This window comes from Sphingomonas rustica (assembly GCF_039652585.1).
In the GTDB taxonomy this organism is placed as follows: Bacteria; Pseudomonadota; Alphaproteobacteria; order Sphingomonadales; family Sphingomonadaceae; genus Sphingomonas; species Sphingomonas rustica.
On record NZ_JBDIZK010000006.1, the window covers coordinates 76,215 to 100,770 of the forward strand.

Consider the following 24,556-nt stretch of genomic DNA (forward strand, 5'->3'; position numbering starts at 1 on the left):
GCGATTACGGCTACCCGATCTCGGCCCGCAATTCCTCGAACAGGCCGGGGACCGACTTCAGGCGGGGTTCCTCCTCGTCGAGGATCGCGTGGAACGCCGCGCGCTTGATTTCGGCGATGCGGGTCTGCGGCAGGCAGTTGGACGGGGGCAGGGTGGACAGGATGATATCGACCAGCCGGTCGGCGCCGTGCAGTCGGCCCCACAGATAGTCGTTCTCCCGATAGGCACGGCTGAAGAACGCGCCGAAGCTGTTGAACTGGATGCCCTTCAGCGATTTCTCCGCCCCGCCGGTGCGGATCGCGCAGGCGTCGTCGGGGGCGATGCGATCGACCCGGATCGGATCGAATTCGTCTACACCCTCGCCCTGCAGGATCGGCAGCGTCGCAATGTCGAAAAAGGGAAAGCCGAGATGCGCGAGCAGCAGCGGACGGCGCAATTCGCGTGAGAGTTTCGAGAATCCCTCGGACATGCGGGCATCGGCCTCGGCATCGAGCGCGCGCAGGCGCATCCTGGCCGCGATCTCGTCGAGCACCGGGCCGGCGTCGTCGGTCATCGCCCGCACCGCCGGCTTCAGGTCGGCGAAGGTATCGGTGCGCTTGCAGTCGAGATAGGCGGCAAGCGATTCATAGATCGCCTCGCGCATCGGCAGCAGTTCCTGGTGCGATCCGGGCAGGTCGATATCGGTCAGCCGCCGTGCCAGCAGGCGCAGGCGGCGGATACGAAAGGCCAGGTCGTGCTCGCGCAGGAAGTCGAGCGTTGCCGGGCTGGCACCGCTCGACATCGTTGCGCCGAACCGGTCCTGTTCCCGGGCGTGAATGGTGCGGGTGACGGCTTCGCGCAATTCGCGCAGTCGTTCCGGGCCCTTCTGCTCCCCGATCGCATAGAGCAGCCGCGCGGTCCGCTCCGCGGCGCCGTTGACCTTCAGCAGGCCATAGGCGGTATGGCCATAGCCGGCCTTGGCGGCCGCCGCGACCTGGGCCCTGCGGCGCCACGCGGCGAGGCGCTTTGGCGTCGGATAATCGAGGAACAGCGTATAGCCGAACAGTGCCTCGACCTGGGTTTCGACTTCGGCACGGATCTCGGTCAGGATCGCCAGCATCTGTTCGATGCGGTCCGACCTCGTGGCAATTTCCTCCAGATTGTCGCGGATCGGCTGTTCGCGCGGCAATTCGGAAAGGGCACCGATGATTGTCTGGAAGAACCCGGGCTTCTCGTCGCTGCGTTCGCCATAAAGCTCGAGGCGGCCGTCCGGGAACGGATCGACGAAGACGAAGCGGCGGTCGACCTGGCGGCGTGCCGGCCGCTCGCGCAGCGCTTCGATCGCCGGACGAAAGGGCGCGTTGGCCAGCACCGACCCGTCGATCAGCACTGCCTTCTCCGCACGGTTATCGGCCCATTGATGGGGCAGAGCGCGTTCCAGAAACGCGTCGCGCCCCTTCCAGTCGATATCGCGTTCGGCCATCGCCTCGTCCATCTCGGCGACGGTGAAGGGCGGGAAGGCACCGGGAAAGCTCGACGTGGCTCGGGCCGCGAAGGCGAGTTCGCAGCGATCGGCGAAATCGCCGTCCGCTTCCTGGCCGTGATCGGTGAAGGCGAACACCAGGCGGTGCTCGGTCTCGGTCACCTGGGGCGGGCTGTTGAGCCGCAGCCGTTCGGAGTGGCCGCGAAAATCGGTGACCGTCACGAACAGGTCGAGCGGCTGGCCTGCGGGGAGCAGCCGCTTGCCCGACGGCGCCTGGCGCATCGCGTCGAATGCGTTGAGCAGCATGTGCAGCAACTGCTTGCCGCCAAAGGGCGGTTCGAACCATCGCGAACGAACGAACTTCTCGAGCTTCGCGCGGACTTCCTCGCGGGCGGCGACCTCGACCGTCGCATCGATCGTCTTGCTGCGGTTCGAGATCAGCCAGGCGAGCGGGGTGGCCCAGATCTTGGCAAGCCGGTGCGAGGGCGCCTGGCTGGGCGCGAGCAGCGCCTCGACATCCGCGACCTCCATCCACAAGTCGGTCAGCGGGTCGAGCGACTGGCCGGTCGCGATCGCCTGAGCCAGGAAGACCGAGTTGATCCCGCCGGCACTGGCCCCGGCGATGATATCGACCATCACCCGCAGGCGGATGCCGGTCGCTTCCTGGATCTCGGCGAGCATCGCATGATAGACCGCTTCGCTGCCGCCGCCCGCCTCGTCCCCGTCGCGCGAGGCACGGCTGGCGCGGGCCAGGTGCCAGATCTCCTTGGTGATGCCATGCATGTAGACGGCCAGGCTGATCCCGCCATAACAGACCAGCGCCAGGCGCAGTTCGCGCTCGTGAATCGTCTCGCTCACGCCTTCTCCAGCGTCGCCCAGATCGGCAGGTGATCGGACGCCGTGCGCGATGCCGGGCTGTCATGCACCCCCGCATCGGTGAAGCTCAGGTCGCGCGATGCCATGATCCGGTCCAGCCGCGCGATCGGCTTGCGCGCGTGAAAGCTGCGCCCGGTCGCTGCGAAGGTGAAGTGCTGGCCGAAGTCCTTCAGGCAGCCCGAATTCGCGCTCCAGTCGTTCAGGTCGCCCATCAGCACCGTCGGATACTGGTTGGTGCTCGCCTGGAGATGGGTGATGATCGCATGGGCCTGACGCCGGCGCCACAGTCCCGACAGGTCGAGGTGCATGCCGACGATCCGCACGACCTGTCCGTTCAGCCGGACATCGGCCATCACCGCGCCGCGCGGCTCGAGCGCGGGCAGGTGGATCTGCTCGCAATCGAGCACCTGCGCTTCCTTGCGCACCAGGATCGAATTGCCGTGCCAGCCGATGCTGGCCGCCCGCGCGCCGAAGGGGATCGCCTTGTACGTACTGTGCTCGGCCAGGAGATGCCCCGTCATCACTGCCGCGCGAGCGCCGAAGCGGCGATCCGCTTCCTGCAGCGCGACGATGTCGGCGTCGATCTCGCACAGCACCTGAAGCGTCCGCTCGGGCTTGCGTCGCCGATCGGTGCCGATCGACTTGCGCATATTGTAGCTGGCGACCTTTAGCATCGCCGCCATCTATGCGGGGTTGAGCCTTGCCCGCGCAAGAGGGTCAGGCGCCCGGATCCTGCTGGCGGGCCTGCGCGGCGGCCGCGATCAGGCTGCGTCCCGTCTGTTCGGCTGCATCGGGCGTCATGGCCGTCGCGACCCCGTCCGGCCCGTCGAGCATCACCTGTCCCTGCTCTGCGGTGGCGATGCCGGGCTCGCTGCTGGTCGTGATATGCATGGCCGCCTCGTCTGTTTCCTCTGTTTCGTCCCGGTCGATCGCCGGCTTTCGCGAAGAAACACGCGCGGAGGCTGAAATATCCCGCCTTTTTCAGCGCCCGCCGGCTTCGAGCAGACGGCGGGGTGCCGCCAGTTCCCAGCTGCGGGCGATGCGATCCCCGACATGGATCCAGTCGGTATCCTCGGCGGCAAGGTCGATCGCCACCCAGCCGGCGCGAAAATAGGCGGGGCGGCTGTACCGGTCGGGCAGGTTCTCGATCAGGGCCGCTGCCTCCTCGGCATCGCCGGCCTTCACGATCACGACGGTTCTGCCGTCCCCGTGATGATCGTGGCGGAACTGCGCGAACATCTTCTCCGCCGCGAAGAAGGTCGGCTGGCTGTGGCTCGGCCGCTCCTCGCTTTCGGGGAGTGCCAGCGCGATCTCGCGCACTTGGGCCAGGGCGGCGTCGGGGTCGGGGCTCAGCGGCATAGGAACTCGGCAAGAACCCGCGGGTACAGCCGATGTTCCTCCTTCAGCACGCGTTCGGCCAGCGTATCCGGCGTATCGCGCGCCTCGATCCGGACCTCGGCCTGGCCGAGCACTTCGCCACCGTCCAGTTCCTCGGTCACGACATGGACCGAACAGCCGGCGACCATGTCGCCCGCCACCAGCGCGCGCCGGTGCGTATCGAGCCCCTTGTATTTCGGCAGCAGCGACGGGTGGATATTGAGGATGCGCCCGCGCCACCGCCCGACAAAGTCGTCGGACAACAGCCGCATATAGCCCGCCAGCGCGACGACTTCGACGCCGGCATCGCGCAGCGCCGCATCGATCGCCGCCTCATATTCCGCCTTGGGAATGCCCTTGGGCGAATGCGAGAAGGTCGCGATGCCGTGTTCGCGCGCCCATGCGAGGCCCGCAGCCTCGGGCTTGTCGCTCGCCACCAGCGCCACCTCATAGGGCGAAGCCGGCGCGCGCGACGCCTCGACCAGCGACATCATGTTCGAGCCGCGGCCGGAAATGAGAATGCCGACCTTCTTCAACGCGCCCGTCCCGCATGTGCGATCGAAAGCGACCTGCGCACCTCACGCATTATGCGTTGCGCTCCAGTCGGCGCGGGCGCCCCAGACTTCCTGGCTCCCGCGAACGGTGCAGCCACGCTGCCCCTCGGTCACGGTGCCGATGCGGTGGACCGTCTCGCCAGCAGCCTCCAGCGCCCCCGTCACTGCGGCGACATCGGCTTCGGCGACGATTGCGACCATGCCGATCCCGCAATTGAAGGTGCGCGCCATTTCCTCTGGCTCGATATTGCCCTGCGCCTGGAGGAACGCCATCAGCCGCGGCTGGACCCAGGCATCGGCATCGACAATCGCATGGCCGGTCGCCGGCAGGACGCGGGGAATATTCTCCAGCAGGCCACCGCCGGTGATGTGCGCCAGGCCGTGAATGGTCCCCGCCTGGACCAACGGGAGCAAGCTCTTCACATAGATGCGCGTCGGCGCCATCAGCGCGTCGATCAGGATCACTTCCTGGTCGAACAGGGCGGGGCGGTCGAGCTTCCAGCCCTTGTCGGCCGCCAGGCGACGGACCAGGGAGAAGCCGTTGGAATGGACCCCGGTCGAGGCGAGCCCCAGGATGACGTCGCCCGCCGCAACCTTGGATCCGTCGAGCAGCCGGTCGCGCTCGACCGCACCGACGCAGAAGCCGGCCAGGTCATAGTCGCCATCGGCGTACATGCCCGGCATCTCGGCCGTCTCTCCGCCGATCAGCGCGCAGCCCGCCTGGCGGCATCCTTCGGCGATCGAGGCGATGACGGTTTCCGCGACCGCGGCCTCCAGCTTCCCGCTGGCATAATAATCGAGGAAGAACAGCGGCTCGGCGCCCTGGACGATCAGGTCGTTGGCGCACATCGCGACCAGGTCGATGCCGACGCCGTCGTGACGGCCGCTGTCGATCGCCAGCTTCAGTTTGGTGCCGACGCCGTCATTGGCCGCGACCAGCAACGGATCCTTGTAACCGGTGGCCTTCAGGTCGAACACGCCGCCGAACCCGCCAAGATCGGCGTCGGCACCGGGCCGGCGCGTCGAGCGGGCGAGGGGGGCGATGGCGCGGACCAGGGCATTGCCGGCTTCGATCGAGACGCCGGCCTGGGCGTAGGTGTAGCTTTCGGGATCGCTCATGTCCGGAGCGCCTAGAACAACTGCCGTGCGAATCAAGTCGTCCGTTGCCCGCTTTGTCCGATACTCAGGCCTTCGCGCGGACAAATGGCTTGGTTTTCGCCCCCCGCTTCGCCAAAAGGCGCGGAATGATCCGTCGGCGCTCCCCCATTGTCTATGGCCTCGCTTCCGCCCTGCTGATCGCTGGTGCGGCGGGCGGCGTGATGGCGCAACGCAGCCGGCCCGATCCGACTACCAGCGAGCCGCCCAGTTTCGAGGTGTCGGGCGTCGAGGTCGATGTCCGCGGCCCGAATGCGGAGGCGGCGCGCGTGGGCGGCTGGCGCATTGCGCAGCGCAAGGGCTGGGAAATGCTGTCGAAGCGGCTGACCGGCAAGGCATCGACCCTTCCCGACTCGACGCTCGACGGGATGGTGACCGGCATCGTCGTCGAGCATGAGCAGATCGGCCCTGCGCGCTACATCGCGAAGCTCGGCGTACTGTTCGACCGCAACAAGGCCGGCGCGCTGCTGGGCGTCTCGACCCAGGTGTCGCGATCGACCCCGATGCTGCTGATCCCGGTCCAATGGTCGGGCGGGACCGGCCGCGTGTTCGAACGCGAGACTGCGTGGAATGCGGCCTGGAGCCGGTTCCGCAGTTCCAACAGCACGGTCGATTATGTGCGTCCCCGGGCGACGGGCCCGGATTCACTGCTGATCAATGCCGGACAGATCACGCGCCGCGGCCGTGGCTGGTGGCGCGCGATCGTCGACCAATATGGCGCCGCCGACGTGCTGATTGCCGAAGTCCAGTTGCGGAGCGACTATCCGGGCGGACCGATGACCGCGGTGTTCACCGCCAGCCACGGGCCCGATCGCGTGCTGGTCACGCAGTTCGCGCTGCGCGTCGACAACAGCAACGGCCTCGACTCGATGCTCGACCAGGGCATCCAGCGGATCGATCAGGCCTATCAGGCCGCATTGTCCTCCGGCCAGCTGAGGCTCGATTCGATGCTGGCCTTCCGCCCGGTCGAAGCGACGCCGGTCGAAGAAGAGACCGAGGAAGAAGCCGCCGAAACCCCGACACCGACGCCTGGCGTGGTGGAAACCGGGGCGAGCTATACCGTGCAGATCGATACGCCCACCGCGTCCGCGGTCAACGCGGCCGAATCGGGCGTGCGTGGCATTCCGGGCGTGCGCAGCGCCAGCACGACCAGCCTCGCGCTGGGCGGCATCTCGGTCATGAGCGTGCGCTATGACGGTTCGATCGGCGGCCTGCGCTCGGCGCTGGAGAGCCGCGGCTGGCAGGTCCAGGAAGGGGCGGGCGTCCTGCGCATCCGCCGTCCAGGCGGGGGCGGCGGGGCAGCGCCCGCCAGTTCTCCGTCGAGTGCGCCGAAGGGCGAATGACCCAGCTCGCGCTGCCGCTCGTTATCCCCGAGACGAGCGAAACCGAATTTATCGTGAGCGATTCCAATGCGCGCGCGGTGCAGATGCTCGAGCGCTGGGCGACATGGCCGGTGATGGCGGGTCTGCTGACCGGGCCGCGCAAGTCCGGCAAGAGCCTGTTGTCGCGCATCTTTGCGGCCAAGACCGGCGGCGCGCTGATCGACGATGCCGATCTGGCGAACGAAACCGCGATCTTCCACGCCTGGAACACGGCGCAGGCCGATCACAAGCCGTTGCTGATCGTCGCCGAGGAGTTGTGGCAGATCAAGCTGCCCGACCTGAGGTCGCGCATGGCGGCGACGCCGCTGATCCGGATCGGGCCGCCCGACGATCCGCTGGTGCCGCTGCTTCTGGTCAAATTCTTCGACCGGCGCATGCTGCTCTACAAGCCCGACCTGATTCATTGGCTGACCCGGCGCGTCGAGCGGAGCCATGTCGCGCTGATCCGCGTTGCCGACGCTCTGGAGAACGATGCCTATGAGCGGCGCAGCCCGCGCTTGTCGATCGCTCATGCGCGCGTAACATTGGCACGGCACGGCTTGCTGTCCGATCATGGGAGCGAGACAGAATGACGACCACCGCCACGATCACCGAGGGCACTGACGCACCGGTCGTCGATCCGCTTCAGGGGAAGCGCTATTTCAACCGCGAGTTGAGCTGGCTGGCGTTCAACCGGCGGGTGATGGAGGAGGCGTGCAATCGCGCGCATCCGCTGCTGGAGCGGCTGCGCTTCCTGTCGATCTCGGGCAGCAATTTCGACGAGTTCTTCATGGTCCGGGTGGCCGGCCTGAAGGCGCAGGAACTGCAGAAGGTCGAGGCCTGGTCCGCGGACGGACTGACCCCGACGCAGCAGCTGGAGGCGATCGTCGAGGAAGCCGCCACGCTGGTCGATAACCAGCAGGCTGTGTGGACCGATATTCGTCGCGACCTCGCCGAGACCGGAATAGAGGTGCTCGATGCAGCCGAGATCACCGGCGATACCGAGCATTGGCTGGAACAGCATTTCCTGGAGCAGGTATTTCCGATCCTGACGCCCCAGGCGCTGGATCCGGCGCATCCCTTTCCGTTCATCCCCAACCAGGGGTCGAGCGTGATCTTCGACCTGATCCGGCGATCCGATCACGAGCCGATCCGCGAACTGGTGCTGCTTCCCACGACCATGCCGCGCTTCGTCCGCCTGCCGGGCAAGAAGGTCGCGCGCTATGTGACGGTCGAAACGCTACTCAAGCGCTTCTCGCACCTGCTCTTCCCCGGCTACGACGTGTTCGGATCCGCTGCGTTCCGGGTGCTTCGCGACAGCGATATCGAGATCGAGGAAGAGGCCGAGGACCTGGTCCTGACCTTCCGCAGCGCGATCAAGCGCCGCCGCCGCGGCCGCGTCATCCGCCTGGAGATGGAAGAGGGGATCGACGGGGCGCTCGAAGACGTGCTGCTGGAGGAACTGGGCGGCAGCGAGGCGCTGCTGACCGAAACCGGCGGCTTCCTGGGCGTCGGCGACCTGGCGATGCTGGTCGACGAGGATCGGCCCGACCTGAAGTTCCAGCCCTATACGCCGCGCTTCCCCGAGCGGATCCGCGAATATGGCGGCGACTGTTTCGCCGCGATCCGCGCCAAGGACATCGTCGTCCATCACCCCTATGAGAGTTTCGACGTCGTGCTGGCGTTTCTGGGACAGGCGGCAGCCGATCCGGATGTCGTCGCGATCAAGCAGACGCTGTACCGCGCCGGCAAGCAGTCTGCCGTCATCAACGCGCTGATCGCCGCGGCCGAGGCGGGCAAGTCGGTGACCGCGGTCGTCGAATTGAAGGCGCGGTTCGACGAGGAACAGAATCTGCTCTGGGCGACCGCGCTGGAGCGGGCAGGCGTCCAGGTCGTCTATGGCTTCATCGACTGGAAGACCCACGCCAAGATCTCGATGGTGGTGCGGCGCGAGGACAAGGGGTTCCGGACCTATTGCCACTTCGGCACGGGCAATTATCACCCGATCACCGCGCGCATCTATACCGATCTCAGCTTCTTCACGGCCGATCCGCGCGTCGGCCGCGATGCTGCCAAGGTGTTCAACTATGTCACCGGCTATGTCGAACCGGTCGGGCTGGAACTGCTCGACATCTCGCCGCATGGCCTGCGCGCGCACCTGATCGAACTGATCGACGAGGAGATCGGCCATGTCCGCGCGGGCAATCCCGGGACGATCTGGGCAAAGATGAACTCGCTGGTCGACCCGACGGTGATCGAGAAACTCTATGAGGCGAGCAGCGCGGGCGTCGAGATCGACCTGGTCGTGCGCGGCGTCTGTTGCCTGCGCCCCGGCGTTCCCGGCATGTCGGACAATATCCGGGTAAAGTCGATCGTCGGGCGCTTCCTGGAGCATAGCCGGGTCTGGGCGTTCGGAAACGGCAAGACGCTGCCCAATGACGGCGCGAAGCTGTTCATCTCATCGGCCGACTGGATGCCGCGCAATTTCGACCGGCGCGTCGAATATATGCTGCCGATCCGCAACCGCACGGTACACGACCAGATCCTCGACCAGGTGATGGTCGCCAACATCAACGACAACGAGCAGAGCTGGGAATTGCTGAGCGACGGCAGCTATCGCCGGATCGAGCCGGGCGACACGCCGTTCAACCTGCATCGCTATTTCATGACCAATCCGTCGCTGTCCGGGCGCGGCGCGTCGCTGGAGAAAACCCGCTCGGTACCGAAGCTGACGGTGAAGCGTTCGCGCAAGAAGAGGAAATGAACACCATCCCCTTCCGCAAGCCCCGACAGGCGGCAGCCACGATCGCGAACCGCGTCGGTATCGTCGATATCGGGTCGAACTCGATCCGCCTGGTCGTCTATCAGGGCGCGGCGCGGCTGCCGGTGATCCTGTTCAACGAAAAGGTGCTCGCCGGACTCGGGCGCTCGCTGAACCAGACCGGGGCGATCGACGCCGCCGCGATGACCATGGCACGCGGCGCGCTCGCCCGGTTCGCGGCACTGGCGCGCGAGATGCAGGTCGGCGAATTGCGCGTGGTCGCCACCGCCGCGGTTCGTGAGGCGAGCAACGGGCACGAGATCATCGAGGCAGCCGAGCGCCTCGGGCTCGATGTCGAGCTGCTCAGCGGCGAAGAGGAGGCCATGGCCTCGGGCATGGGCGTGCTGTCCGGCATTCCCGATGCCGACGGGATCGTCGGCGACCTGGGCGGCGGGTCGCTGGAGCTGGTGCGTGTCGTGGCCGGGGCGGTGACCGATCGGGTTTCCTTCCCGCTCGGCGTGCTGCGTCTGGCGGCGATCCGCAGCAAGGCGAAGGGTACGCTGGACCGTCGCGTCGGCAAGTTGATCGCCGAAGCCGGGTGGAAGGGGCGGGGCAGGGACCTGCCCTTCTACATGGTCGGAGGATCTTGGCGCGCGCTGGCGCAACTGGACATGTCGATCACCGGCTATCCACTGCCGATCGTCCATCAATATCCCATTTCCGCGCTTCAGGTCGCGCGGCTGGGGCGGACCATCAGCCACGTCTCGAGGGCGCGGCTGAAGGAAGTGCCGAACCTGTCGGGCGGGCGGATCGCGACGCTCGGCGATGCGACCGCGCTGCTGGCCAGCGTGCTGAAGCATCTCGGTTCGACCCGCACGATCGTGTCCGCCTATGGCCTGCGCGAAGGGCTGCTGTTCTCGCGGCTGACGCCCGAGCAGCGGCGTGAGGATCCGCTGATCGTCGCGGCACGGGAGGAGGGCAAGGTGCTCGGCCGTTTCCCCGAGCATGGCGACCTGCTCGGTGCGTGGATCGAACCGTTGTTCGAGGCCGAGCCGGCCGATCTCGCGCGGTTGCGCCACACGGCCTGCCTGCTCGCCGATGTCGGCTGGCGTGCGAACCCCGAATACCGCGCGGACCGCGGCGTAGAGGTCGCGCTGCACGGAAATTGGGTGGGGATCGACGGCACCGGCCGCGCGGTGCTCGCCCAGGCGCTGCATACCGCGTTGGGCGGGCGAACGGACGCGCCGGACCCGATCGGCAATCTGGCGCCGCCGGAGATGCTCGACCGCGCGCGGCTATGGGGACTTGCGATCCGGCTGGGGCAGCGGCTGAGCGGCGGCGTTGCCGCGCCGCTGCGCCGTTCCAGGCTGATCCCCGACGGCCAGTCGCTGCGGCTGATGCTCGAACCGGGCGACCGCCCGCTTTATGGCGAGGCGGTCGAGAAGCGCCACCGGGCACTGGCCTCGGCGCTGGGCATGACCCATGCGATCGGGGCCTGACGGCGCGCCGACGGCCGGGTCGTCGATCAGCTGCAGCGGACCGCGGTGATCACGCCATTATCGTCGACATCGACGTTCAGCCGGTCTTCGCGATAGTCCATCGTGACCGCCATGCCGGGCGCGATCCAGCGGATCGCCTTGGCGCCGGACAGCCGCGCGACCTCGCGCTCGACGGATGCGCTGCGCGTCTTGCCGACATAATGGCTGACCTTTTCCGCGCCGCACGGCGTCAGCGCGGCCGGCGGCACGGCAGGGCCCGGCTCGGGGCGCGTCGCGACCGGCGTGCAACCCATCAGGGTCACGGCGGCGAGCGGCAGGGCGATACGGATCATGACGGCTCCTCGGTTCGGGTCATCTTGAGCTTTCCACCCTTCACGGTGAACCCAAGCTGACCCTCGACCAGGGCGAGGGCGTCGCGGCCGAACTGTTCGAACCGCCAGCCGGTCAGGATCGACAGTCCCTCGCGCTGTCCGGCGGCAAGCGCTTCCAGATCCTCCGATCGCGCCAGCAGCCGTGCCGCCACGTTGATTTCCTTGGCGCGGATCTTGAGCAGCAGCTTCAGCAGGTCGGCCACCAGGGCGCCGTCCTTGCCCAGCGCCGGCTTGCGATCGTCGCGCGCCGGCATTTCCTCCGCGGTCATCGGCGTGGCACCCTCCAGTGCCGCCATCAGCCGTCCGCCGATATCGTTGCCGGCCCATGCAGGCGAGAGCCCGCGCACCTTGCCCAGGTCCGCCTGCTTGCGCGGCGGGTTTCCGGCCAGGTCGGCCATCGTCTCGTCCTTGATGATCCGGCCGCGCGGCAGGTCCTTGCCCTGCGCCTCCAGTTCGCGCCAGCGCGCCAGCGCCTTCAGCCGGCCGAGCACTTCGGGCTTGCGGCTGGAGATGCGGACGCGGTGCCACGCTTCCTCGGGATCGTTGCGGTAATTCTCGGGATCGGCGAGCCGCTCCATTTCCTGGTCGAGCCACACGCCGCGACCGGTCTTGCGCAGCTTTTCCAGCATCCGCGGAAAGATCTTCGACAGGTGCGTCACGTCGGCGATCGCATAGTCGATCTGGCGCGTGTCGAGCGGGCGGCGGCTCCAGTCGGTGAAGCGCGCGCCCTTGTCGACCTGGATGCCCAGATAGGTATCGACCAGGTTCGAATAGCCGATCTGTTCGCCCTGGCCGAGCGCCATCGCCGCAACCTGCGTGTCGAACAGCGGGTGCGGCGTCGTGCCGGTCAGGTTGTAGACGATCTCGATATCCTGGCCGCCGGCATGGAAGACCTTCAGCACGTCCTCGTTCTCGGTCAGCAGGTCGAGCAGCGGATCGAGGTCGATGCCGGGCGCCAGCGGGTCGATCGCCGCCGCCTCCTCGTCGTCGGCGATCTGGATGAGGCAGAGCTCGGGCCAGTAGGTGTTCTCGCGCATAAATTCCGTGTCGACCACCACATAGGGTTTGGTGGCGAGGCGGGCACAGAGGTTGGCGAGGGTTGCGCTGTCTTCGATCAGACCATGAATATGCATCATGGCCCCATAGACATGTCTTCGGGTTGACAAAAGGGCCCTTGGCGCTGATGCGCCCGCCTTTCCGTACGCCATTCGAGACGAGAGCCATGCACGCCTATCGCACGCACACCTGCGCAGACCTTCGCGCCGCCGATGTCGGCCAGGAAGTCCGGCTTTCGGGCTGGGTCAACCGGACGCGCGAGCATGCCAATGTCCTGTTCGTCGACCTGCGCGACCATTATGGCATCACCCAGATCGTGGTCGAGACCGGCTCCGATCTCTATCCGATCGTCGATGCGTGCGGCGCCGAGTCGGTGCTGACCTTCACCGGCAAGGTTGCGGCCCGTTCGCCCGAGACGCTCAACCCCAAGCTGGCGACCGGCGAGATCGAGATCTATCCCACCACGGTGACGGTCCAGTCCTCGGCGGCGCAGCTGCCGCTGCCGGTGTTCGGCGATGCCGAATATCCCGAGGAAATCCGCCTCAAGAACCGTTTCCTCGACCTGCGTCGCGAACGGCTGCACAAGAACATCGTGCTGCGCTCGAACGTGATCTCGTCGCTGCGCCAGCGGATGATCGGGCAGGGCTTCACCGAGTTCCAGACCCCGATCCTCACCGCGTCCAGCCCCGAAGGCGCGCGCGACTATCTGGTGCCCAGCCGCGTTCATCCGGGCAAGTTCTACGCGCTGCCGCAGGCGCCGCAAATGTTCAAGCAGCTGCTGATGGTCGCCGGCTTCGACAAGTATTTCCAGATCGCGCCGTGTTTCCGCGACGAGGATGCGCGCGCCGATCGCAGCCCGGGCGAATTCTACCAGCTCGATTTCGAGATGAGCTTCGTCACGCAGGACGATGTCTTCGCCGCGATCGAGCCGGTCCTGCACGGCGTGTTCGAGGAATTCGCCGATTTCGACGGCAAGGGCCGCAGCGTCTCGCCGCTGCCGTTCAAGCGCATCCCGTACCGCGAATCGATGCTGAAATATGGCAGCGACAAGCCCGACCTGCGCAACCCGCTGCTCGTCCATGACGTGGGCGACTTCTTCAAGGGATCGGGCTTCGGCCGCTTCGCGTCGATGGTCGAGGAAGGCAATGTCGTCCGCGCCGTCGCCGCCCCCAATACGCACGAGAAGAGCCGCAAGTTCTTCGACGAGATGAACAGCTGGGCGCAGTCGGAAGGCTTTCCTGGCCTTGGCTATGCGACGCAGAAGGACGGCGTGTTCGGCGGCCCGATCGCCAACAACCACGGCCAGGACGGCATGAAGGCGATCGCCGAGGCGATGGGCCTGGGCCCGAACGACGGCATCTTCTTCGCGGCCGGTGCAGAGGGCAAGGCCGCCAAGCTCGCCGGCCTTGCCCGCACCCGCGTGGCCGACCAGCTCGACCTGATCGACAAGAGCCGGTTCGAATTCTGCTGGATCGTCGACTTCCCGATGTTCGAATATGACGAGGACGCCAAGAAGGTCGACTTCAGCCACAACCCCTTCTCGATGCCGCAGGGCGAGATGGAGGCGCTGGAGACCAAGGACCCGCTCGACATCCTCGCCTATCAGTATGACATCGTCTGCAACGGCGTCGAGCTGTCGTCGGGCGCGATCCGGAACCACCGTCCCGAGATCATGTACAAGGCGTTCGAGATCGCCGGTTACACCCAGGAGCAGGTCGACACCAATTTCGCGGGTATGATCAACGCGTTCAAGTTCGGCGCGCCGCCGCACGGCGGCTCGGCCCCGGGCGTCGATCGCATCGTCATGCTGCTGGCCGACGAGCCGAACATCCGCGAGGTGATCGTCTTCCCGATGACGCAGAAGGCGGAGGACCTGATGATGCAGGCCCCCGCCGAAGTCTCGCCGAAGCAGCTCAAGGAACTGCACATCAAGCTGGCGAACGACGGCCCCAAGGCCGGCTGACGCTTGACCGCTGACGGCCTTCCGCCCCCTTCCGCTTGCGGGAGGGGCCGGGGGCGGGCATGTCTGCGGACATGACCATCGACCTCAGCGATTACGAAGCCGGCGAGGCGTACGACGGCAATTACGACAAGAAGCTGGCAAAGCTGCAGAAGCGGCTGAGCCATATCCAGACCGCGCATATCGTCCACAAGCGGCGCGCGATCATCCTGTTCGAGGGCTGGGACGCTGCGGGCAAGGGCGGGATCATCAAGCGGCTGACCGCCGAGTGGGACCCGCGCTATTACGAGGTCTGGCCGATCAGCGCGCCGACGCCCGAGGAACTGTCGCATCATTTCCTGTGGCGCTTCTGGCAGCGGCTGCCAGCGCAGCACAATATCGCGGTGTTCGATCGCAGCTGGTACGGGCGCGTGCTGGTCGAGCGGGTAGAGGGCTTTGCCGGCGAGAGCGAATGGCGCCGCGGCTATGACGAGATCAAGGCGTTCGAGGCGCAGCAGGCCGAGACCGGCGCGACGCTGGTCAAGGTCTTCGTCCATGTGACTCAGAAGGAACAGGACAAGCGGCTGGCCGCCCGGCTCGAACATCCGTGGAAGCGATGGAAGACGGGGCTCGAGGATTATCGCAACCGGTCGAAGCGCGATGCCTATCTGGCGGCGATGCACGAGATGTTCGAGGAAACCTCGACCAAGGCGGCGCCGTGGATCGTGATCGACGGCAACGACAAGAAGGCGGGCCGCATCGCCGCGCTGACCGCGATCGCCAATCGGCTGGAGAAACAGGTGCCGATGGATCCGCCCGAACTGGACCCCGAAGTCGAGAAGGTGGCCCGCAAGGCGCTGAAGCTCTAGCGGCCGCTCAGCCGGGCGTGCGGTCGCCGTAACGGTTCTTCCCCGGCGTTCCGTCGGCGACCAGCAGCAGCAGCATCACCAGCAGGCTGCCCAGATAGACCAGATTATTGAGCAGCAGCAGCCCGAACAGGAACAGCGGCGGCTCGCCTGCGCTCGACGGGCTGGTCACAAGCAGCGGCGTACCGGCCAGACCGATGCCGAGCGTCACCAGCGTGGGCAGGAGCCACCATCCGCTGCGATTGCTGTCGTGGAGTCGGCGGATCATTGCCGCACCGGTCAGCAGCAGGAACAGGATCACGATGATGCCTGCACCGATGGCGAATTCCTGCATGCCCCCCATCAGCTCAGGATGATAGCCGTCGATCTCGACCGAATAGCTGCCAGGCCCCTGGGTGACGGTGGCCTGATCCGGGTGCTCCGCGGCGAAGCGCTGCATGTTCGCAAAGGTCTGGCTGAACCACCACGACGCCGGGATCGCGGTCGCCAGGATCTGCAGCAGGATCATCACGATCATGTAGGGCCAGAACTGCGCCGGCGACGATCGCCCGCCCAGCTGGAACAGCCTGGCCAGATTGTGCCGAAACGATCCGATCATGCCTGTTCCCCCCGCCTGAAGCGGGAGAGTGACAGGGCAGGGGGCAGGTGGCAACCGCTCCCTGCCGCCATCGGCGAACCGGTCAGGCCGGGACGAAGGCGCCCGAGTCGTCCATCAGGTGGAGCACGCCCTCTGCAACGGTGAAATAGGCGCCGTGCAGCGTCAGCGTGCCGGCAGCCTCGCGCTCCGGGATGCAGGGGAAGGTGCGCAGATTTGCAAGCGAGACGCGCACCGTCTCGAGTTCCATCGCCCGGATCGCCTCGGGCCCCTCGCCATATTCGGCGATGATCCGCTCGCGCGCCTCGTCCAGCATGTCGACCCAGTGGGCGATGAAGCCGCCGCGACCCGCCGGTGCGCCCTTGAACTGCTGCGACAGCGCGGCGTGGACGCCGCCACAGCTGCCATGGCCCAGGATGACGATGTCCGAGACTTCCAGCTGCGTGACCGCGAATTCCAGCGCCGCGCTGACGCCGTGTCGGCCGCCGCCCAGCTCGAACGGCGGCACCAGATTCGCGATGTTGCGCACCACGAAGACCTCGCCGGGCGAGGTGTCGAACACGGTTGCGGGGTCGACTCGGCTGTCGGAACAGGCGATCACCATCACGCGCGGGCTCTGCCCCTCGCGCAACTGTGCCCAGCGCTCGCGCTGCTCCTGCCATTCGCCGCTACGGAAACGGCGATAGCCGTCGATCAGTTCTTTCAGGTCGCTCATACGCTTTCCTGTAGCGTGTGTTGTATCCCCTTCAAGCCATCGCTAGATGCGCAGGCATGAACGACCTGTCCCAGACTCCGCGTCCCGAGCGTCAGCGCAAGCCCGACTGGATCCGTGTGAAGGCGCCGACATCGGCCGGTTTCGCCGCGACGCGCGAGCTGATGCGTTCGAAAAGCCTGACCACCGTATGCGAGGAGGCTGCCTGTCCGAACATCGGCGAGTGCTGGAGCAAGAAGCACGCGACGGTGATGATCCTGGGCGACACCTGCACCCGCGCCTGCGCCTTCTGCAACGTCAAGACCGGCATGCCGCGCGCGGTCGACCCGATGGAGCCGCAGAATGTGGCCGACGCGGCTGCGCAGATGGGGCTGGAACATATCGTCATCACCTCGGTCGACCGCGACGACTTGAAGGACGGCGGCGCGTCGCAGTTCGTCAAGGTGATCGAGGCGATCCGCCGCTCGAACCCGACCACCACGATCGAGATCCTGACCCCCGATTTCCGCAACAAGCACGAGGCGGCTGTGGAGGCGATCGTCGCCGCGCGGCCCGATGTGTACAATCACAATCTGGAGACCGTTCCGCGGCTCTATCCGACGATCCGCCCCGGTGCGCGCTATTACGCGTCACTGCGCCTGCTCGAGTCGGTCAAGAATCTGGACCCGACGATCTTCACCAAGTCGGGCATCATGCTTGGCCTGGGCGAGGAGCGGCTGGAAGTGCACCAGGTGATGGACGACATGCGCTCGGCCGACATCGATTTCCTGACGATGGGCCAGTATCTCCAGCCGACGCCCAAGCACGCCAAGGTCGCCGAGTTCGTGACGCCGCAGGCGTTCCAGGCGTTCGGCGCGATCGGCCGGGCAAAGGGCTTCATGCTGGTCGCATCGACCCCGCTGACCCGGTCGAGCTATCATGCCGGCGACGATTTCGCGAAGATGAAGGCCGCCCGCGACGCCAAGCTCGGCAAGGTCGTGGCAGGGGCCTGATGCCCAAGCATAGCGAGACGCGGGCGCTGCCCTATTCGCCCGAGCAGATGTTCGAGCTGGTCGCGGATGTGGCCCGCTATCCCGAATTCCTGCCCTGGGTCACCGCGGTGCGCGTCCGCTCACAGAGCGAGACCGAGATGGTGGCCGACCTGATCGTGGGCTTCAAGGGTCTGCGCGAGAGCTTCGCCTCGCGCGTGACCAAGGAACGGCCGGGTCATATCCGCGTCGATTATGTCGACGGGCCGCTGAAATATCTCAACAACGACTGGACCTTCCGCCCCGACGGCAAGGACGGAACGCTGGTCGATTTCAGCGTCGATTTCGCATTCAAGAACCGGGTGTTCGAGATGCTGGCCGGACAGGTGTTCGATCGGGCGGTGCGCAAGATGGTCAACGCGTTCGAGGAACGCGCCGCACGGCTTTACGGCGCTTCGGGCGGGGCGGCCGACTCCGGCATCAGCAGTTCAAGCGCGACCAGCGCCGCCTGAAGGCGAACGCCGCCGCGGCCATTATTGTCAAGCTTGCGCGAGTTCGCGACGATCTTCTCGGGATCGGCACCCTTCTCGGCGCGTGCGAACACGACCGTTCCGACCGGCTTCTTATCGCTGCCGCCATCGGGACCGGCAATCCCGGTGATCGCCACCGCCACGTCGGCGCCGGTCTTGTTCAGCGCATTCTGGGCCATGGTCCAGGCGACGGCGATCGACACGGCGCCGAAGGTTTCCAGCACGTCGCTGCTGACCCGCAGCAATTCGGTCTTGGCACTGTAGGAATAGGTGACGAAGCCACCCTCGAACACGTCGGACGATCCCGGAATCTCGGTCAGCGCGGCGGAGACGAGACCGCCGGTGCAGCTCTCGGCGACGGCGACGCGGCGCCCGGCGGCGCGGTTTGCGTCGATCACCTTGCGCGCGGCGTCGACGAGTTCGGCGGGAAGCAGGGTATCCATGATGGTCTCAACGTGCCTTTCGCGGGCATATGGTGATCGGCAACGGCTTTTGCTGCTCTTTCGAACCCAATTCGGCAACCAGCGTCAGGACGCTGGCCAGATTGCGCGGCGGAAGCGGATCGAGCGCGCGGAACAGGCCGTCCATCGCATAGCAGCGTACCGTGTCCACCCGCTCGAGATTGCCGAGCACCATCATCTGCGCCAGCGAGGCGAATCCGGCCGACGAGCCGGGGACCGCAGCCGCTGCTGGCGGCAGGCCCAGCAGCTTGGCGATGCCGCTGCCGGCCGCGCCCTCGGCGTTGCGCGCGGCCTGCTCGTACCGGCCGAGCATCGCCCGCCCGCCCGCGCCGGGCAGAAAGGCGCTGGAGACGAAATAGGGCCCGCAGGCCTGGGTGACGCCGCGGATCGCGCCGGGCGCGATCAGCAGCATCACCGCCTCGGCCTCGGGCGCGTCCAGGCAGGGAATCGCGCGGCCGCCCAGAGTCTGGGCATGGGCGACGGTTGCGGTCAGTGCCGCCCATGTCGCGGCGACGGCGATGAAACCCTTGCGAATCATACTCTTACTCCGCTGCTCCGCCTGCCGGCCGTGCCGATACCGCTCAGCGTGACGGCTTGCAAATGGTGAAGGGCGGATCCTTCTCGGCGGCCATGCCCAGTTCCATCAGCAGCACGACCAGCCCGACCAGATTTTCCGGCGGCAACGGGTCGAGCAGCTTCAGCGCACGATCGACCTTGCCGCAGGTTTCGGGGGTCATCTTCTTCGCTTCGCTCGCGATCAGCATCTCGCCCATCGGGCGAAGCGATGCAGAAGCGCCGGGGACGATATCGTCGTCATCCGCGTCCACCATGCGCGCCATCGCCCGATCGGCAAGGTCGCCCGATCGCTCGGCCAGCACATCGAACTTGGCGGTCAGCGCCTTGCCCGAGGTCAGCATATAGGCGTTCGACGGCAGCAGCTTCGAACAGATGCGGTTCAGGCCGCGAAACGCCCCCGGAGCCATCACCATCACGACCGCGCCGGCTTGCTCATCGGACAGGCACGGTTGATGCGCCGCCGACTTGGTGATGGACTGAGCATGCGCGCCCGTGGCGGCAATCGCTGCCCATGCCGCGACCGCGGTCAGCATATTCTTCCTGATCATGCCTGCTTCCCCTTGTGTCAGTCCGGATCGGCGATCCGGATCGTTGCGATTGCCTGCGCAGCCATGCCCTCGCTGCGGCCGGTAAAGCCAAGTCGCTCGGTCGTCGTCGCCTTCACGCTCACCCGGCGCGGCGGCAGGTTCAGGATCGACGCAATGCTCTCCCGGATCGCCTCGCGGTGCGGACCGATCTTCGGTGCCTCGCAGATCAGCGTCAGGTCGATGAAGTCGATGATTCCGCCCGCGGCGGCGACCAGTTCGGCAGCATGCTCCAGGAACCGCGCGGAGGCTGCGCCGCGCCAGCGCGCGTCGCTCGGCGGGAAGTGCATGCCGATATCGCCGGCGCCGATCGTTCCGAGCAGCGCATCGGTGATCGCATGCAGCGCGACATCGGCGTCGCTATGGCCCGACAGGCCGCGGCTGTGCGGGATCCGGATGCCGCCGAGCCAGAGTTCCTCGCCCTCGGCGAAGCGGTGAACGTCATAGCCCTGGGCGCTGCGCACGCGCAGCGTGGCAGCATGGCGCGCCTCGGCTGCGGCGAAGTCGGCGGGGTGCGTGATCTTCTCCAGCATCGGGTCTCCCGGAACCAGCGTCACCCGGTGACCGATCTGGCGCAGCATCTGCGCATCGTCGGTCGCCTCGCGATCCTCCGGCCAACCGTCATGGGCGGCGAGAATCGCGTCCATCCGGAACGCCTGCGGTGTCTGGACGCGGACCAGTGCGTCGCGCGGCACCGTGTCCCTCAGTTCCCGGGTGTCGTCACTGCGGGCGAGCGTGTCTGCGACGGGCAGGGCAGGGACCGCGCCCTGGCTGGTCTCCAGCGCGGCGATCAGGCTGTCGATCACGGCGCCGGGCAGAAAAGGGCGGGCGGCGTCGTGGATCAGCACGCGATCGGCCTGGACAGCGTCCAGTCCGCGCCGGACCGACTCGCGCCGGGTCGCGCCGCCGATGACATAGGCAGCGCCGCGCACCGCTGCGAACAGGGCGTCGCGCTGTCCCTCGCCGATCACCACCAGAACCTCGTCGATCCCCGGGTGCGCCGAGAGTGCGGCATGGCTGTGCGCCAGCATCGGACGGCCTGCCAGCGGGGCATATTGCTTCGGGACGCCGCCGCCCGCGCGCGTGCCCTGGCCAGCAGCAACGATGATCGCGACGGTCTTCGGCTTCCCCATGGCGGCGCCGTAGCGCATGGCGGTTTCGCCCACCAGAGCGTTGATCGCCCCCTGCGATCCGCAATCATCCCGAACTTGCCAATATGCGTATGGGCGCGTAGAGGCCTGTGCCTAATTTTCAGGCAGATCATGACGACGCTCGCTCCCATCCAGATCGGTCCCGTGCGGATCGACGTGCCGGTGATCCTCGCCCCGATGACGGGCGTGACCGACCTGCCGTTCCGGCGGGTCGTGCGGCGCTATGGCTCGGGCCTGAACGTCACCGAGATGATCGCCAGCCAGGCCGCGATCCGCGAGACTCGCCAGTCGATCCAGAAGGCCGCATGGGATCCGATCGAGGAACCCGTGTCGATGCAGCTGGTCGGCTGCACCCCCAAGGAGATGGGCGAGGCGGCGAAGCTCAGCGAGGATCGCGGTGCGGCGATCGTCGACATCAACATGGGCTGCCCGGTGCGCAAGGTGACCAATGGCGATGCCGGATCGGCGCTGATGCGCGACCTGCCGCTGGCGGCTGCGCTCGTCGAGGCGGTAGTGAAGGCGGTCAAGGTCCCCGTCACGCTGAAGATGCGGATGGGGTGGGACCATTCCAGCCTGAATGCGCCGGAGCTTGCCCATATCGCCGAGGATCTGGGCTGCCGGATGGTGACGGTCCATGGCCGCACCCGCAACCAGATGTACCGCGACACCGCCGACTGGGCGTTCATCCGCAAGGTGAAGGACGCCGTGTCGATCCCGGTCATCGCCAATGGCGATATCTGTTCGGTCGAGGATGCGCGCACCGCACTGGAACAGTCGGGCGCGGACGGCGTCATGATCGGCCGCGGCGCCTATGGCCGGCCGTGGATCCTGCGCCAGGTGATGGATGCGCTGTCCGGCCAGGGCGAGCGCGCCGATCCGTCGCTGGACGAACAATATGACATCATTCGATCGCATTACATCGACTCGCTCAGCCTCTATGGCAACGAGGTCGGCGTGAACATGATGCGCAAGCATATCGGCTGGTACACCAAGGGCCTGCACGGCTCGGCCGAGTTCCGCAACGCCGTGAACAAGGTTGCCGATCCCGTCACCGTCCTGGGGATGCTCGACGAATTCTACGCGCCATGGCGTTCGCGCGCGGCCGCCTGATCCGAAAGAAGCCGGCGCCGATGCCGGGACCTGGCTTTGCCGACCTGTTCGCGGCGCTGCCGGTCGCCGTGCTCGTGATCGATCCCGATGGGCGCATCGCGCACGCCAATGCGGCGTGCGAACTGCTGCTGAACCATAGCGAGACGGCGATGGCCGGCCAGCCCTATGATACGGTGCTGCTGCCGCCCGACGACTATGCCGATCGCCGCGACGGCCATGGCTTCGCGGCCTATGACGTCGAGATCGAGGCGATCCGCGGCCAGCGCATCCGCGTCGATTTTGTCGAGACGCCGGTCGCCGATCATCCCGGCTGGCGCATCGTCACGCTTCATCATGCTCCGCGCCGTACCGGCCACGGTGCCGATCGCGCGGCAGGCGCGCGCGCCGCGGTAGGCGCGGCGGCGATGCTGGCGCACGAGATCAAGAACCCGCTGTCCGGTATCCGCGGCGCGGCGCAGCTGCTGGGCATGGGCGGAGGCGACAGTCCCGAGCTGACGCAGCTGATCACGACCGAGGTCGATCGCATCGCCGCGCTGATCGACCGGATGCAGGATTTCACCGACACCCGACCGCTCAAGCTGACGCCTACCAACGTCTATCCCCTGCTGGACCACGCCAGGCGCGTCGCGCTGACCGGTTTCGCCCGCGGCATGGTGGTCGAGGAGCGGTTCGACCCCTCGCTTCCCGGAGTGTTGATCGACCCGGACGCCTTCCTCCAGGTGCTGCTCAACCTGCTCAAGAACGCTGCCGAGGCGCTGGACGGTCTCGCCCAGCCGCGCATCACCCTGGGCACCGCCTATCGCCACGGCATGTCCGCCAGCACGGGGCAGGGGCGGCCGCGCCAGCCGCTGCCCATCGAGATCTCGGTCACCGACAACGGCCCGGGCGCCCCCGCCGATATCGCCGAACATCTGTTCGAGCCGTTCGTGTCGGGCAAGCCCGAGGGCAAGGGGCTGGGCCTGCCGCTGGTCGAGAAGCTGGTCAGCGACATGGGCGGGATCATCCAGTACGCCCGCGAACGTACCGGGCACAGCGAATCCACCGTCTTCCGCATCCTGCTGCCAAGGGCTCCCAAGTGACCATGTCCGGCTCCATCCTGGTCGTCGACGACGACAGCGCCATCCGCACCGTCGTCGCCGCCGCACTTAAGCGCGAGGGGCACCGGGTCACCACCGCCGCCAGCATTGCCGAGTTTCGTCGCGAATTCCGCCTTGCGCGCCCGGATGTGCTGGTGACCGACGTCGTGCTGCCCGACGGCAACGGCCTCGACCTCGTCTCCTCGCTTCTGGGAGAGCATCCCGACCTGCCGGTCATCATCTTCTCGGCCCAGAATACGCTGGCAACCGCCGTCCGGGCGACCGAGGTCGGCGCCTTCGACTATCTGCCCAAGCCGTTCGATCTCGACGCGCTGGCGCAGGCGGTGCGCGGCGCGATCGCGAAGGGGCGGCGCGGTCCTGCCGGGGCGGCCGAGGCCGAACTGATCGGCGGGCCGTCGCTGATCGGCCGCTCGCCGGCGATGCAGGAAGTCTATCGGGTCATCGCCCGGGTGGTATCGAACGACCTGACGGTGCTGGTCATGGGCGAGTCCGGCACCGGCAAGGAGCTGGTGGCCCAGGCGATCCACGACATGGGGCCGCGCAAGCGGGCGCCGTTCGTCGCGCTCAACATGGCCGCAATCCCGCGCGAACTGATCGAGGCCGAGCTGTTCGGCCACGAACGCGGTGCGTTCACCGGAGCCGCGGCACGCGTTGCCGGCAAGTTCGAACAGGCGGCGGGCGGAACCCTGTTCCTCGACGAGATCGGCGACATGCCGATGGATGCGCAGACGCGGTTGCTGCGCGTGCTCCAGTCGGGCGAGTTCACCACCGTCGGCGGCGCCCGGCCGATCCGCGCCGATGTCCGCATCGTCGCCGCGACCAACAAGGAACTGTCGACGCTGGTGGCCGCGGGGCAGTTTCGCGAGGATCTGTTCTACCGGCTGAACGTCGTGCCGATCGCGCTGCCGTCGCTGCGCGAGCGTCGCCAGGACATCGCCCTGCTGGCACGCCACTTCCTCGATCGCGCTGCCGAGGACGGCCTGCCGCGCAAGCAGCTCGACGCCGACGCGGTGGCGGTGCTCGAACGCTATGACTGGCCGGGTAACGTCCGCCAGCTCGAGAATCTGATGCGCCGCATCGCCGCGCTCAGCCGCGACGAATGGGTCGATGCCGCCGGCATCCGCCGCGCGCTGGGCGAGGCGAGCGTCCATGGCAGCGCGCCCGATGCACGCGATCCCGGGATCGAAACGGCCGTGCGCGCCCGGCTGGACCGGATCGCGATCGAGGATCCGGACGCGCTGGACGATGGCGGCCTGTACGACCGGATCATCGGCGAGGTCGAACGCCCGCTGATCGAGGCGATGCTTGCCCGGCACGGCCACAACCAGCTTCGCGCCGCGCGGGCGCTGGGCATCAATCGCAACACGCTGCGCAAGAGGCTCGACACGCTCGGCATTGACGTGGCGGGCGGCGTGAACGGCGCAGGTCGCCCGGATGGTGCTGAATAGCGACAGGTTGACGCCGATTATGTGTTTTTTCGGCCACAATCCTGTTG

25 protein-coding genes are annotated in these 24,556 nt (G+C 67.0%); 11 read left to right on the top strand and 14 right to left on the bottom strand.

Going from position 1 to position 24,556, the window contains the following annotated elements; all coding sequences use genetic code 11:
• Positions 1 to 10 precede the first annotated feature (10 nt).
• The 6 genes from TPR58_RS11260 to purM all read right to left on the bottom strand — a co-directional run bounded on the left by TPR58_RS11260 (position 11) and on the right by purM (position 5,388).
• A complete protein-coding gene (locus tag TPR58_RS11260) occupies positions 11 to 2,320 on the bottom strand; it encodes a patatin-like protein (RefSeq protein ID WP_346246763.1) in 2,310 nt (769 codons plus the stop codon).
• Positions 2,317 to 3,012 carry an endonuclease/exonuclease/phosphatase family protein gene (locus tag TPR58_RS11265; protein ID WP_346246764.1) on the bottom strand — a complete coding sequence of 232 codons (696 nt, stop codon included), beginning with the start codon at positions 3,010 to 3,012 and terminating at the stop codon, positions 2,317 to 2,319. Before TPR58_RS11265 ends, TPR58_RS11260 begins: the two co-directional genes overlap by 4 nt.
• 43 nt (positions 3,013 to 3,055) lie before the next feature.
• On the bottom strand, positions 3,056 to 3,229 hold the full coding sequence (locus TPR58_RS11270; RefSeq protein ID WP_346246765.1) for a hypothetical protein: 174 nt from the start codon (positions 3,227 to 3,229) through the stop codon (positions 3,056 to 3,058).
• Positions 3,230 to 3,319: 90 nt separating this feature from the next.
• Positions 3,320 to 3,697: an MmcQ/YjbR family DNA-binding protein gene (locus TPR58_RS11275; RefSeq protein ID WP_346246766.1), complete on the bottom strand. Its 378-nt coding sequence runs from the start codon at positions 3,695 to 3,697 to the stop codon at positions 3,320 to 3,322.
• Positions 3,688 to 4,209 carry a phosphoribosylglycinamide formyltransferase gene (gene purN, locus TPR58_RS11280; protein WP_346246972.1) on the bottom strand — a complete coding sequence of 174 codons (522 nt, stop codon included), beginning with the start codon at positions 4,207 to 4,209 and terminating at the stop codon, positions 3,688 to 3,690. The genes TPR58_RS11275 and purN overlap by 10 nt, the downstream gene beginning before the upstream one ends.
• Positions 4,210 to 4,293: 84 nt before the next feature.
• A complete protein-coding gene (gene purM / locus TPR58_RS11285; protein WP_346246767.1) occupies positions 4,294 to 5,388 on the bottom strand; it encodes a phosphoribosylformylglycinamidine cyclo-ligase in 1,095 nt (364 codons plus the stop codon).
• Positions 5,389 to 5,513: 125 nt separating this feature from the next.
• Here purM and TPR58_RS11290 point away from each other — a divergent pair, with 125 nt between their 5' ends.
• From TPR58_RS11290 to TPR58_RS11305, 4 genes are read left to right on the top strand one after another with little or no spacing between them, the layout of a single operon-like run.
• Complete coding sequence (locus TPR58_RS11290) at positions 5,514 to 6,767, top strand: heavy-metal-associated domain-containing protein (RefSeq protein WP_346246768.1); 1,254 nt, start codon at positions 5,514 to 5,516, stop codon at positions 6,765 to 6,767.
• Positions 6,764 to 7,378 (top strand): P-loop NTPase family protein, encoded by a 615-nt coding sequence (locus TPR58_RS11295; protein WP_346246769.1) that lies wholly within the window; start codon positions 6,764 to 6,766, stop codon positions 7,376 to 7,378. The genes TPR58_RS11290 and TPR58_RS11295 overlap by 4 nt, the downstream gene beginning before the upstream one ends.
• Positions 7,375 to 9,549: an RNA degradosome polyphosphate kinase gene (locus tag TPR58_RS11300; protein WP_346246770.1), complete on the top strand. Its 2,175-nt coding sequence runs from the start codon at positions 7,375 to 7,377 to the stop codon at positions 9,547 to 9,549. Before TPR58_RS11295 ends, TPR58_RS11300 begins: the two co-directional genes overlap by 4 nt.
• Positions 9,546 to 11,045 (top strand): Ppx/GppA phosphatase family protein, encoded by a 1,500-nt coding sequence (locus TPR58_RS11305; protein ID WP_346246771.1) that lies wholly within the window; start codon positions 9,546 to 9,548, stop codon positions 11,043 to 11,045. The genes TPR58_RS11300 and TPR58_RS11305 overlap by 4 nt, the downstream gene beginning before the upstream one ends.
• Before the next feature lie 26 nt (positions 11,046 to 11,071).
• On the opposite strand, the gene TPR58_RS11310 is transcribed toward TPR58_RS11305, so the two are convergent.
• Together TPR58_RS11310 and rnd are read right to left on the bottom strand one after the other, a co-directional pair.
• Positions 11,072 to 11,377 carry an I78 family peptidase inhibitor gene (locus tag TPR58_RS11310; RefSeq protein WP_346246772.1) on the bottom strand — a complete coding sequence of 102 codons (306 nt, stop codon included), beginning with the start codon at positions 11,375 to 11,377 and terminating at the stop codon, positions 11,072 to 11,074.
• Complete coding sequence (rnd, locus tag TPR58_RS11315) at positions 11,374 to 12,549, bottom strand: ribonuclease D (protein ID WP_346246773.1); 1,176 nt, start codon at positions 12,547 to 12,549, stop codon at positions 11,374 to 11,376. The genes TPR58_RS11310 and rnd overlap by 4 nt, the downstream gene beginning before the upstream one ends.
• Before the next feature lie 89 nt (positions 12,550 to 12,638).
• On the opposite strand from rnd, the gene aspS reads away from it, so the two are divergent.
• Entirely contained in the window at positions 12,639 to 14,435 is a 1,797-nt protein-coding gene (gene aspS, locus TPR58_RS11320; protein WP_346246774.1) for an aspartate--tRNA ligase, read from the top strand.
• A 71-nt stretch (positions 14,436 to 14,506) separates the two neighbouring features.
• Entirely contained in the window at positions 14,507 to 15,280 is a 774-nt protein-coding gene (locus TPR58_RS11325) for a polyphosphate kinase 2 family protein (protein WP_346246775.1), read from the top strand.
• Between the two features lie 7 nt (positions 15,281 to 15,287).
• Here the strand turns inward: TPR58_RS11325 and TPR58_RS11330 are convergent, their stop codons facing one another.
• Positions 15,288 to 15,875 carry a DUF805 domain-containing protein gene (locus TPR58_RS11330; protein ID WP_346246776.1) on the bottom strand — a complete coding sequence of 196 codons (588 nt, stop codon included), beginning with the start codon at positions 15,873 to 15,875 and terminating at the stop codon, positions 15,288 to 15,290.
• 82 nt (positions 15,876 to 15,957) lie between these two features.
• Positions 15,958 to 16,587, bottom strand: a complete 630-nt coding sequence (locus TPR58_RS11335; protein WP_346246777.1) for a carbonic anhydrase — start codon at positions 16,585 to 16,587, stop codon at positions 15,958 to 15,960.
• 56 nt (positions 16,588 to 16,643) lie between these two features.
• Here TPR58_RS11335 and lipA point away from each other — a divergent pair, with 56 nt between their 5' ends.
• Positions 16,644 to 17,576: a lipoyl synthase gene (gene lipA / locus TPR58_RS11340; RefSeq protein WP_346246778.1), complete on the top strand. Its 933-nt coding sequence runs from the start codon at positions 16,644 to 16,646 to the stop codon at positions 17,574 to 17,576.
• Complete coding sequence (locus tag TPR58_RS11345) at positions 17,576 to 18,064, top strand: type II toxin-antitoxin system RatA family toxin (protein ID WP_346246779.1); 489 nt, start codon at positions 17,576 to 17,578, stop codon at positions 18,062 to 18,064. The genes lipA and TPR58_RS11345 overlap by 1 nt, the downstream gene beginning before the upstream one ends.
• On the opposite strand, the gene TPR58_RS11350 is transcribed toward TPR58_RS11345, so the two are convergent.
• Genes TPR58_RS11350 through TPR58_RS11365 form a run of 4 tightly spaced genes read right to left on the bottom strand, consistent with a single transcriptional unit; the run spans position 17,998 to position 20,836 of the window.
• On the bottom strand, positions 17,998 to 18,528 hold the full coding sequence (locus TPR58_RS11350) for a CinA family protein (protein WP_428835713.1): 531 nt from the start codon (positions 18,526 to 18,528) through the stop codon (positions 17,998 to 18,000). The two genes, TPR58_RS11345 and TPR58_RS11350, sit on opposite strands and share 67 nt — an antisense overlap.
• Before the next feature lie 4 nt (positions 18,529 to 18,532).
• Positions 18,533 to 19,081 (bottom strand): hypothetical protein, encoded by a 549-nt coding sequence (locus TPR58_RS11355; protein ID WP_346246781.1) that lies wholly within the window; start codon positions 19,079 to 19,081, stop codon positions 18,533 to 18,535.
• 43 nt (positions 19,082 to 19,124) lie between these two features.
• Positions 19,125 to 19,667: a hypothetical protein gene (locus tag TPR58_RS11360; protein ID WP_346246782.1), complete on the bottom strand. Its 543-nt coding sequence runs from the start codon at positions 19,665 to 19,667 to the stop codon at positions 19,125 to 19,127.
• Positions 19,668 to 19,684: 17 nt separating this feature from the next.
• Entirely contained in the window at positions 19,685 to 20,836 is a 1,152-nt protein-coding gene (locus TPR58_RS11365) for a bifunctional 2-C-methyl-D-erythritol 4-phosphate cytidylyltransferase/2-C-methyl-D-erythritol 2,4-cyclodiphosphate synthase (RefSeq protein WP_346246783.1), read from the bottom strand.
• 129 nt (positions 20,837 to 20,965) lie between these two features.
• Here TPR58_RS11365 and dusB point away from each other — a divergent pair, with 129 nt between their 5' ends.
• From dusB to ntrC, 3 genes are read left to right on the top strand one after another with little or no spacing between them, the layout of a single operon-like run.
• On the top strand, positions 20,966 to 21,964 hold the full coding sequence (dusB, locus tag TPR58_RS11370) for a tRNA dihydrouridine synthase DusB (RefSeq protein WP_346246784.1): 999 nt from the start codon (positions 20,966 to 20,968) through the stop codon (positions 21,962 to 21,964).
• Complete coding sequence (locus tag TPR58_RS11375) at positions 21,940 to 23,043, top strand: two-component system sensor histidine kinase NtrB (protein WP_346246785.1); 1,104 nt, start codon at positions 21,940 to 21,942, stop codon at positions 23,041 to 23,043. Before dusB ends, TPR58_RS11375 begins: the two co-directional genes overlap by 25 nt.
• A gap of 2 nt (positions 23,044 to 23,045) precedes the next feature.
• Entirely contained in the window at positions 23,046 to 24,509 is a 1,464-nt protein-coding gene (ntrC, locus tag TPR58_RS11380) for a nitrogen regulation protein NR(I) (protein WP_346246786.1), read from the top strand.
• Positions 24,510 to 24,556: the final 47 nt, after the last annotated feature.

Excerpts from the sequence above, each read along its gene's own strand:
- TPR58_RS11360 (WP_346246782.1), bottom strand. The coding sequence starts at position 19,667 with ATGATCAGGAAGAATATGCTGACCGCGGTCGCGGCATGGGCAGCGATT.
- lipA (WP_346246778.1), top strand. The coding sequence starts at position 16,644 with ATGAACGACCTGTCCCAGACTCCGCGTCCCGAGCGTCAGCGCAAGCCC.
- TPR58_RS11275 (WP_346246766.1), bottom strand. The coding sequence starts at position 3,697 with ATGCCGCTGAGCCCCGACCCCGACGCCGCCCTGGCCCAAGTGCGCGAG.
- ntrC (WP_346246786.1), top strand. The coding sequence starts at position 23,046 with ATGTCCGGCTCCATCCTGGTCGTCGACGACGACAGCGCCATCCGCACC.
- purN (WP_346246972.1), bottom strand. The coding sequence starts at position 4,209 with ATGATGTCGCTGGTCGAGGCGTCGCGCGCGCCGGCTTCGCCCTATGAG.
- rnd (WP_346246773.1), bottom strand. The coding sequence starts at position 12,549 with ATGCATATTCATGGTCTGATCGAAGACAGCGCAACCCTCGCCAACCTC.
- TPR58_RS11270 (WP_346246765.1), bottom strand. The coding sequence starts at position 3,229 with ATGCATATCACGACCAGCAGCGAGCCCGGCATCGCCACCGCAGAGCAG.
- TPR58_RS11300 (WP_346246770.1), top strand. The coding sequence starts at position 7,375 with ATGACGACCACCGCCACGATCACCGAGGGCACTGACGCACCGGTCGTC.
- aspS (WP_346246774.1), top strand. The coding sequence starts at position 12,639 with ATGCACGCCTATCGCACGCACACCTGCGCAGACCTTCGCGCCGCCGAT.
- TPR58_RS11375 (WP_346246785.1), top strand. The coding sequence starts at position 21,940 with ATGGCGTTCGCGCGCGGCCGCCTGATCCGAAAGAAGCCGGCGCCGATG.
- TPR58_RS11330 (WP_346246776.1), bottom strand. The coding sequence starts at position 15,875 with ATGATCGGATCGTTTCGGCACAATCTGGCCAGGCTGTTCCAGCTGGGC.
- TPR58_RS11305 (WP_346246771.1), top strand. The coding sequence starts at position 9,546 with ATGAACACCATCCCCTTCCGCAAGCCCCGACAGGCGGCAGCCACGATC.
- TPR58_RS11325 (WP_346246775.1), top strand. The coding sequence starts at position 14,507 with ATGACCATCGACCTCAGCGATTACGAAGCCGGCGAGGCGTACGACGGC.
- purM (WP_346246767.1), bottom strand. The coding sequence starts at position 5,388 with ATGAGCGATCCCGAAAGCTACACCTACGCCCAGGCCGGCGTCTCGATC.
- TPR58_RS11365 (WP_346246783.1), bottom strand. The coding sequence starts at position 20,836 with ATGGGGAAGCCGAAGACCGTCGCGATCATCGTTGCTGCTGGCCAGGGC.
- TPR58_RS11335 (WP_346246777.1), bottom strand. The coding sequence starts at position 16,587 with ATGAGCGACCTGAAAGAACTGATCGACGGCTATCGCCGTTTCCGTAGC.
- TPR58_RS11290 (WP_346246768.1), top strand. The coding sequence starts at position 5,514 with ATGATCCGTCGGCGCTCCCCCATTGTCTATGGCCTCGCTTCCGCCCTG.
- TPR58_RS11355 (WP_346246781.1), bottom strand. The coding sequence starts at position 19,081 with ATGATTCGCAAGGGTTTCATCGCCGTCGCCGCGACATGGGCGGCACTG.
- TPR58_RS11345 (WP_346246779.1), top strand. The coding sequence starts at position 17,576 with ATGCCCAAGCATAGCGAGACGCGGGCGCTGCCCTATTCGCCCGAGCAG.
- TPR58_RS11310 (WP_346246772.1), bottom strand. The coding sequence starts at position 11,377 with ATGATCCGTATCGCCCTGCCGCTCGCCGCCGTGACCCTGATGGGTTGC.
- TPR58_RS11265 (WP_346246764.1), bottom strand. The coding sequence starts at position 3,012 with ATGCTAAAGGTCGCCAGCTACAATATGCGCAAGTCGATCGGCACCGAT.
- TPR58_RS11295 (WP_346246769.1), top strand. The coding sequence starts at position 6,764 with ATGACCCAGCTCGCGCTGCCGCTCGTTATCCCCGAGACGAGCGAAACC.
- dusB (WP_346246784.1), top strand. The coding sequence starts at position 20,966 with ATGACGACGCTCGCTCCCATCCAGATCGGTCCCGTGCGGATCGACGTG.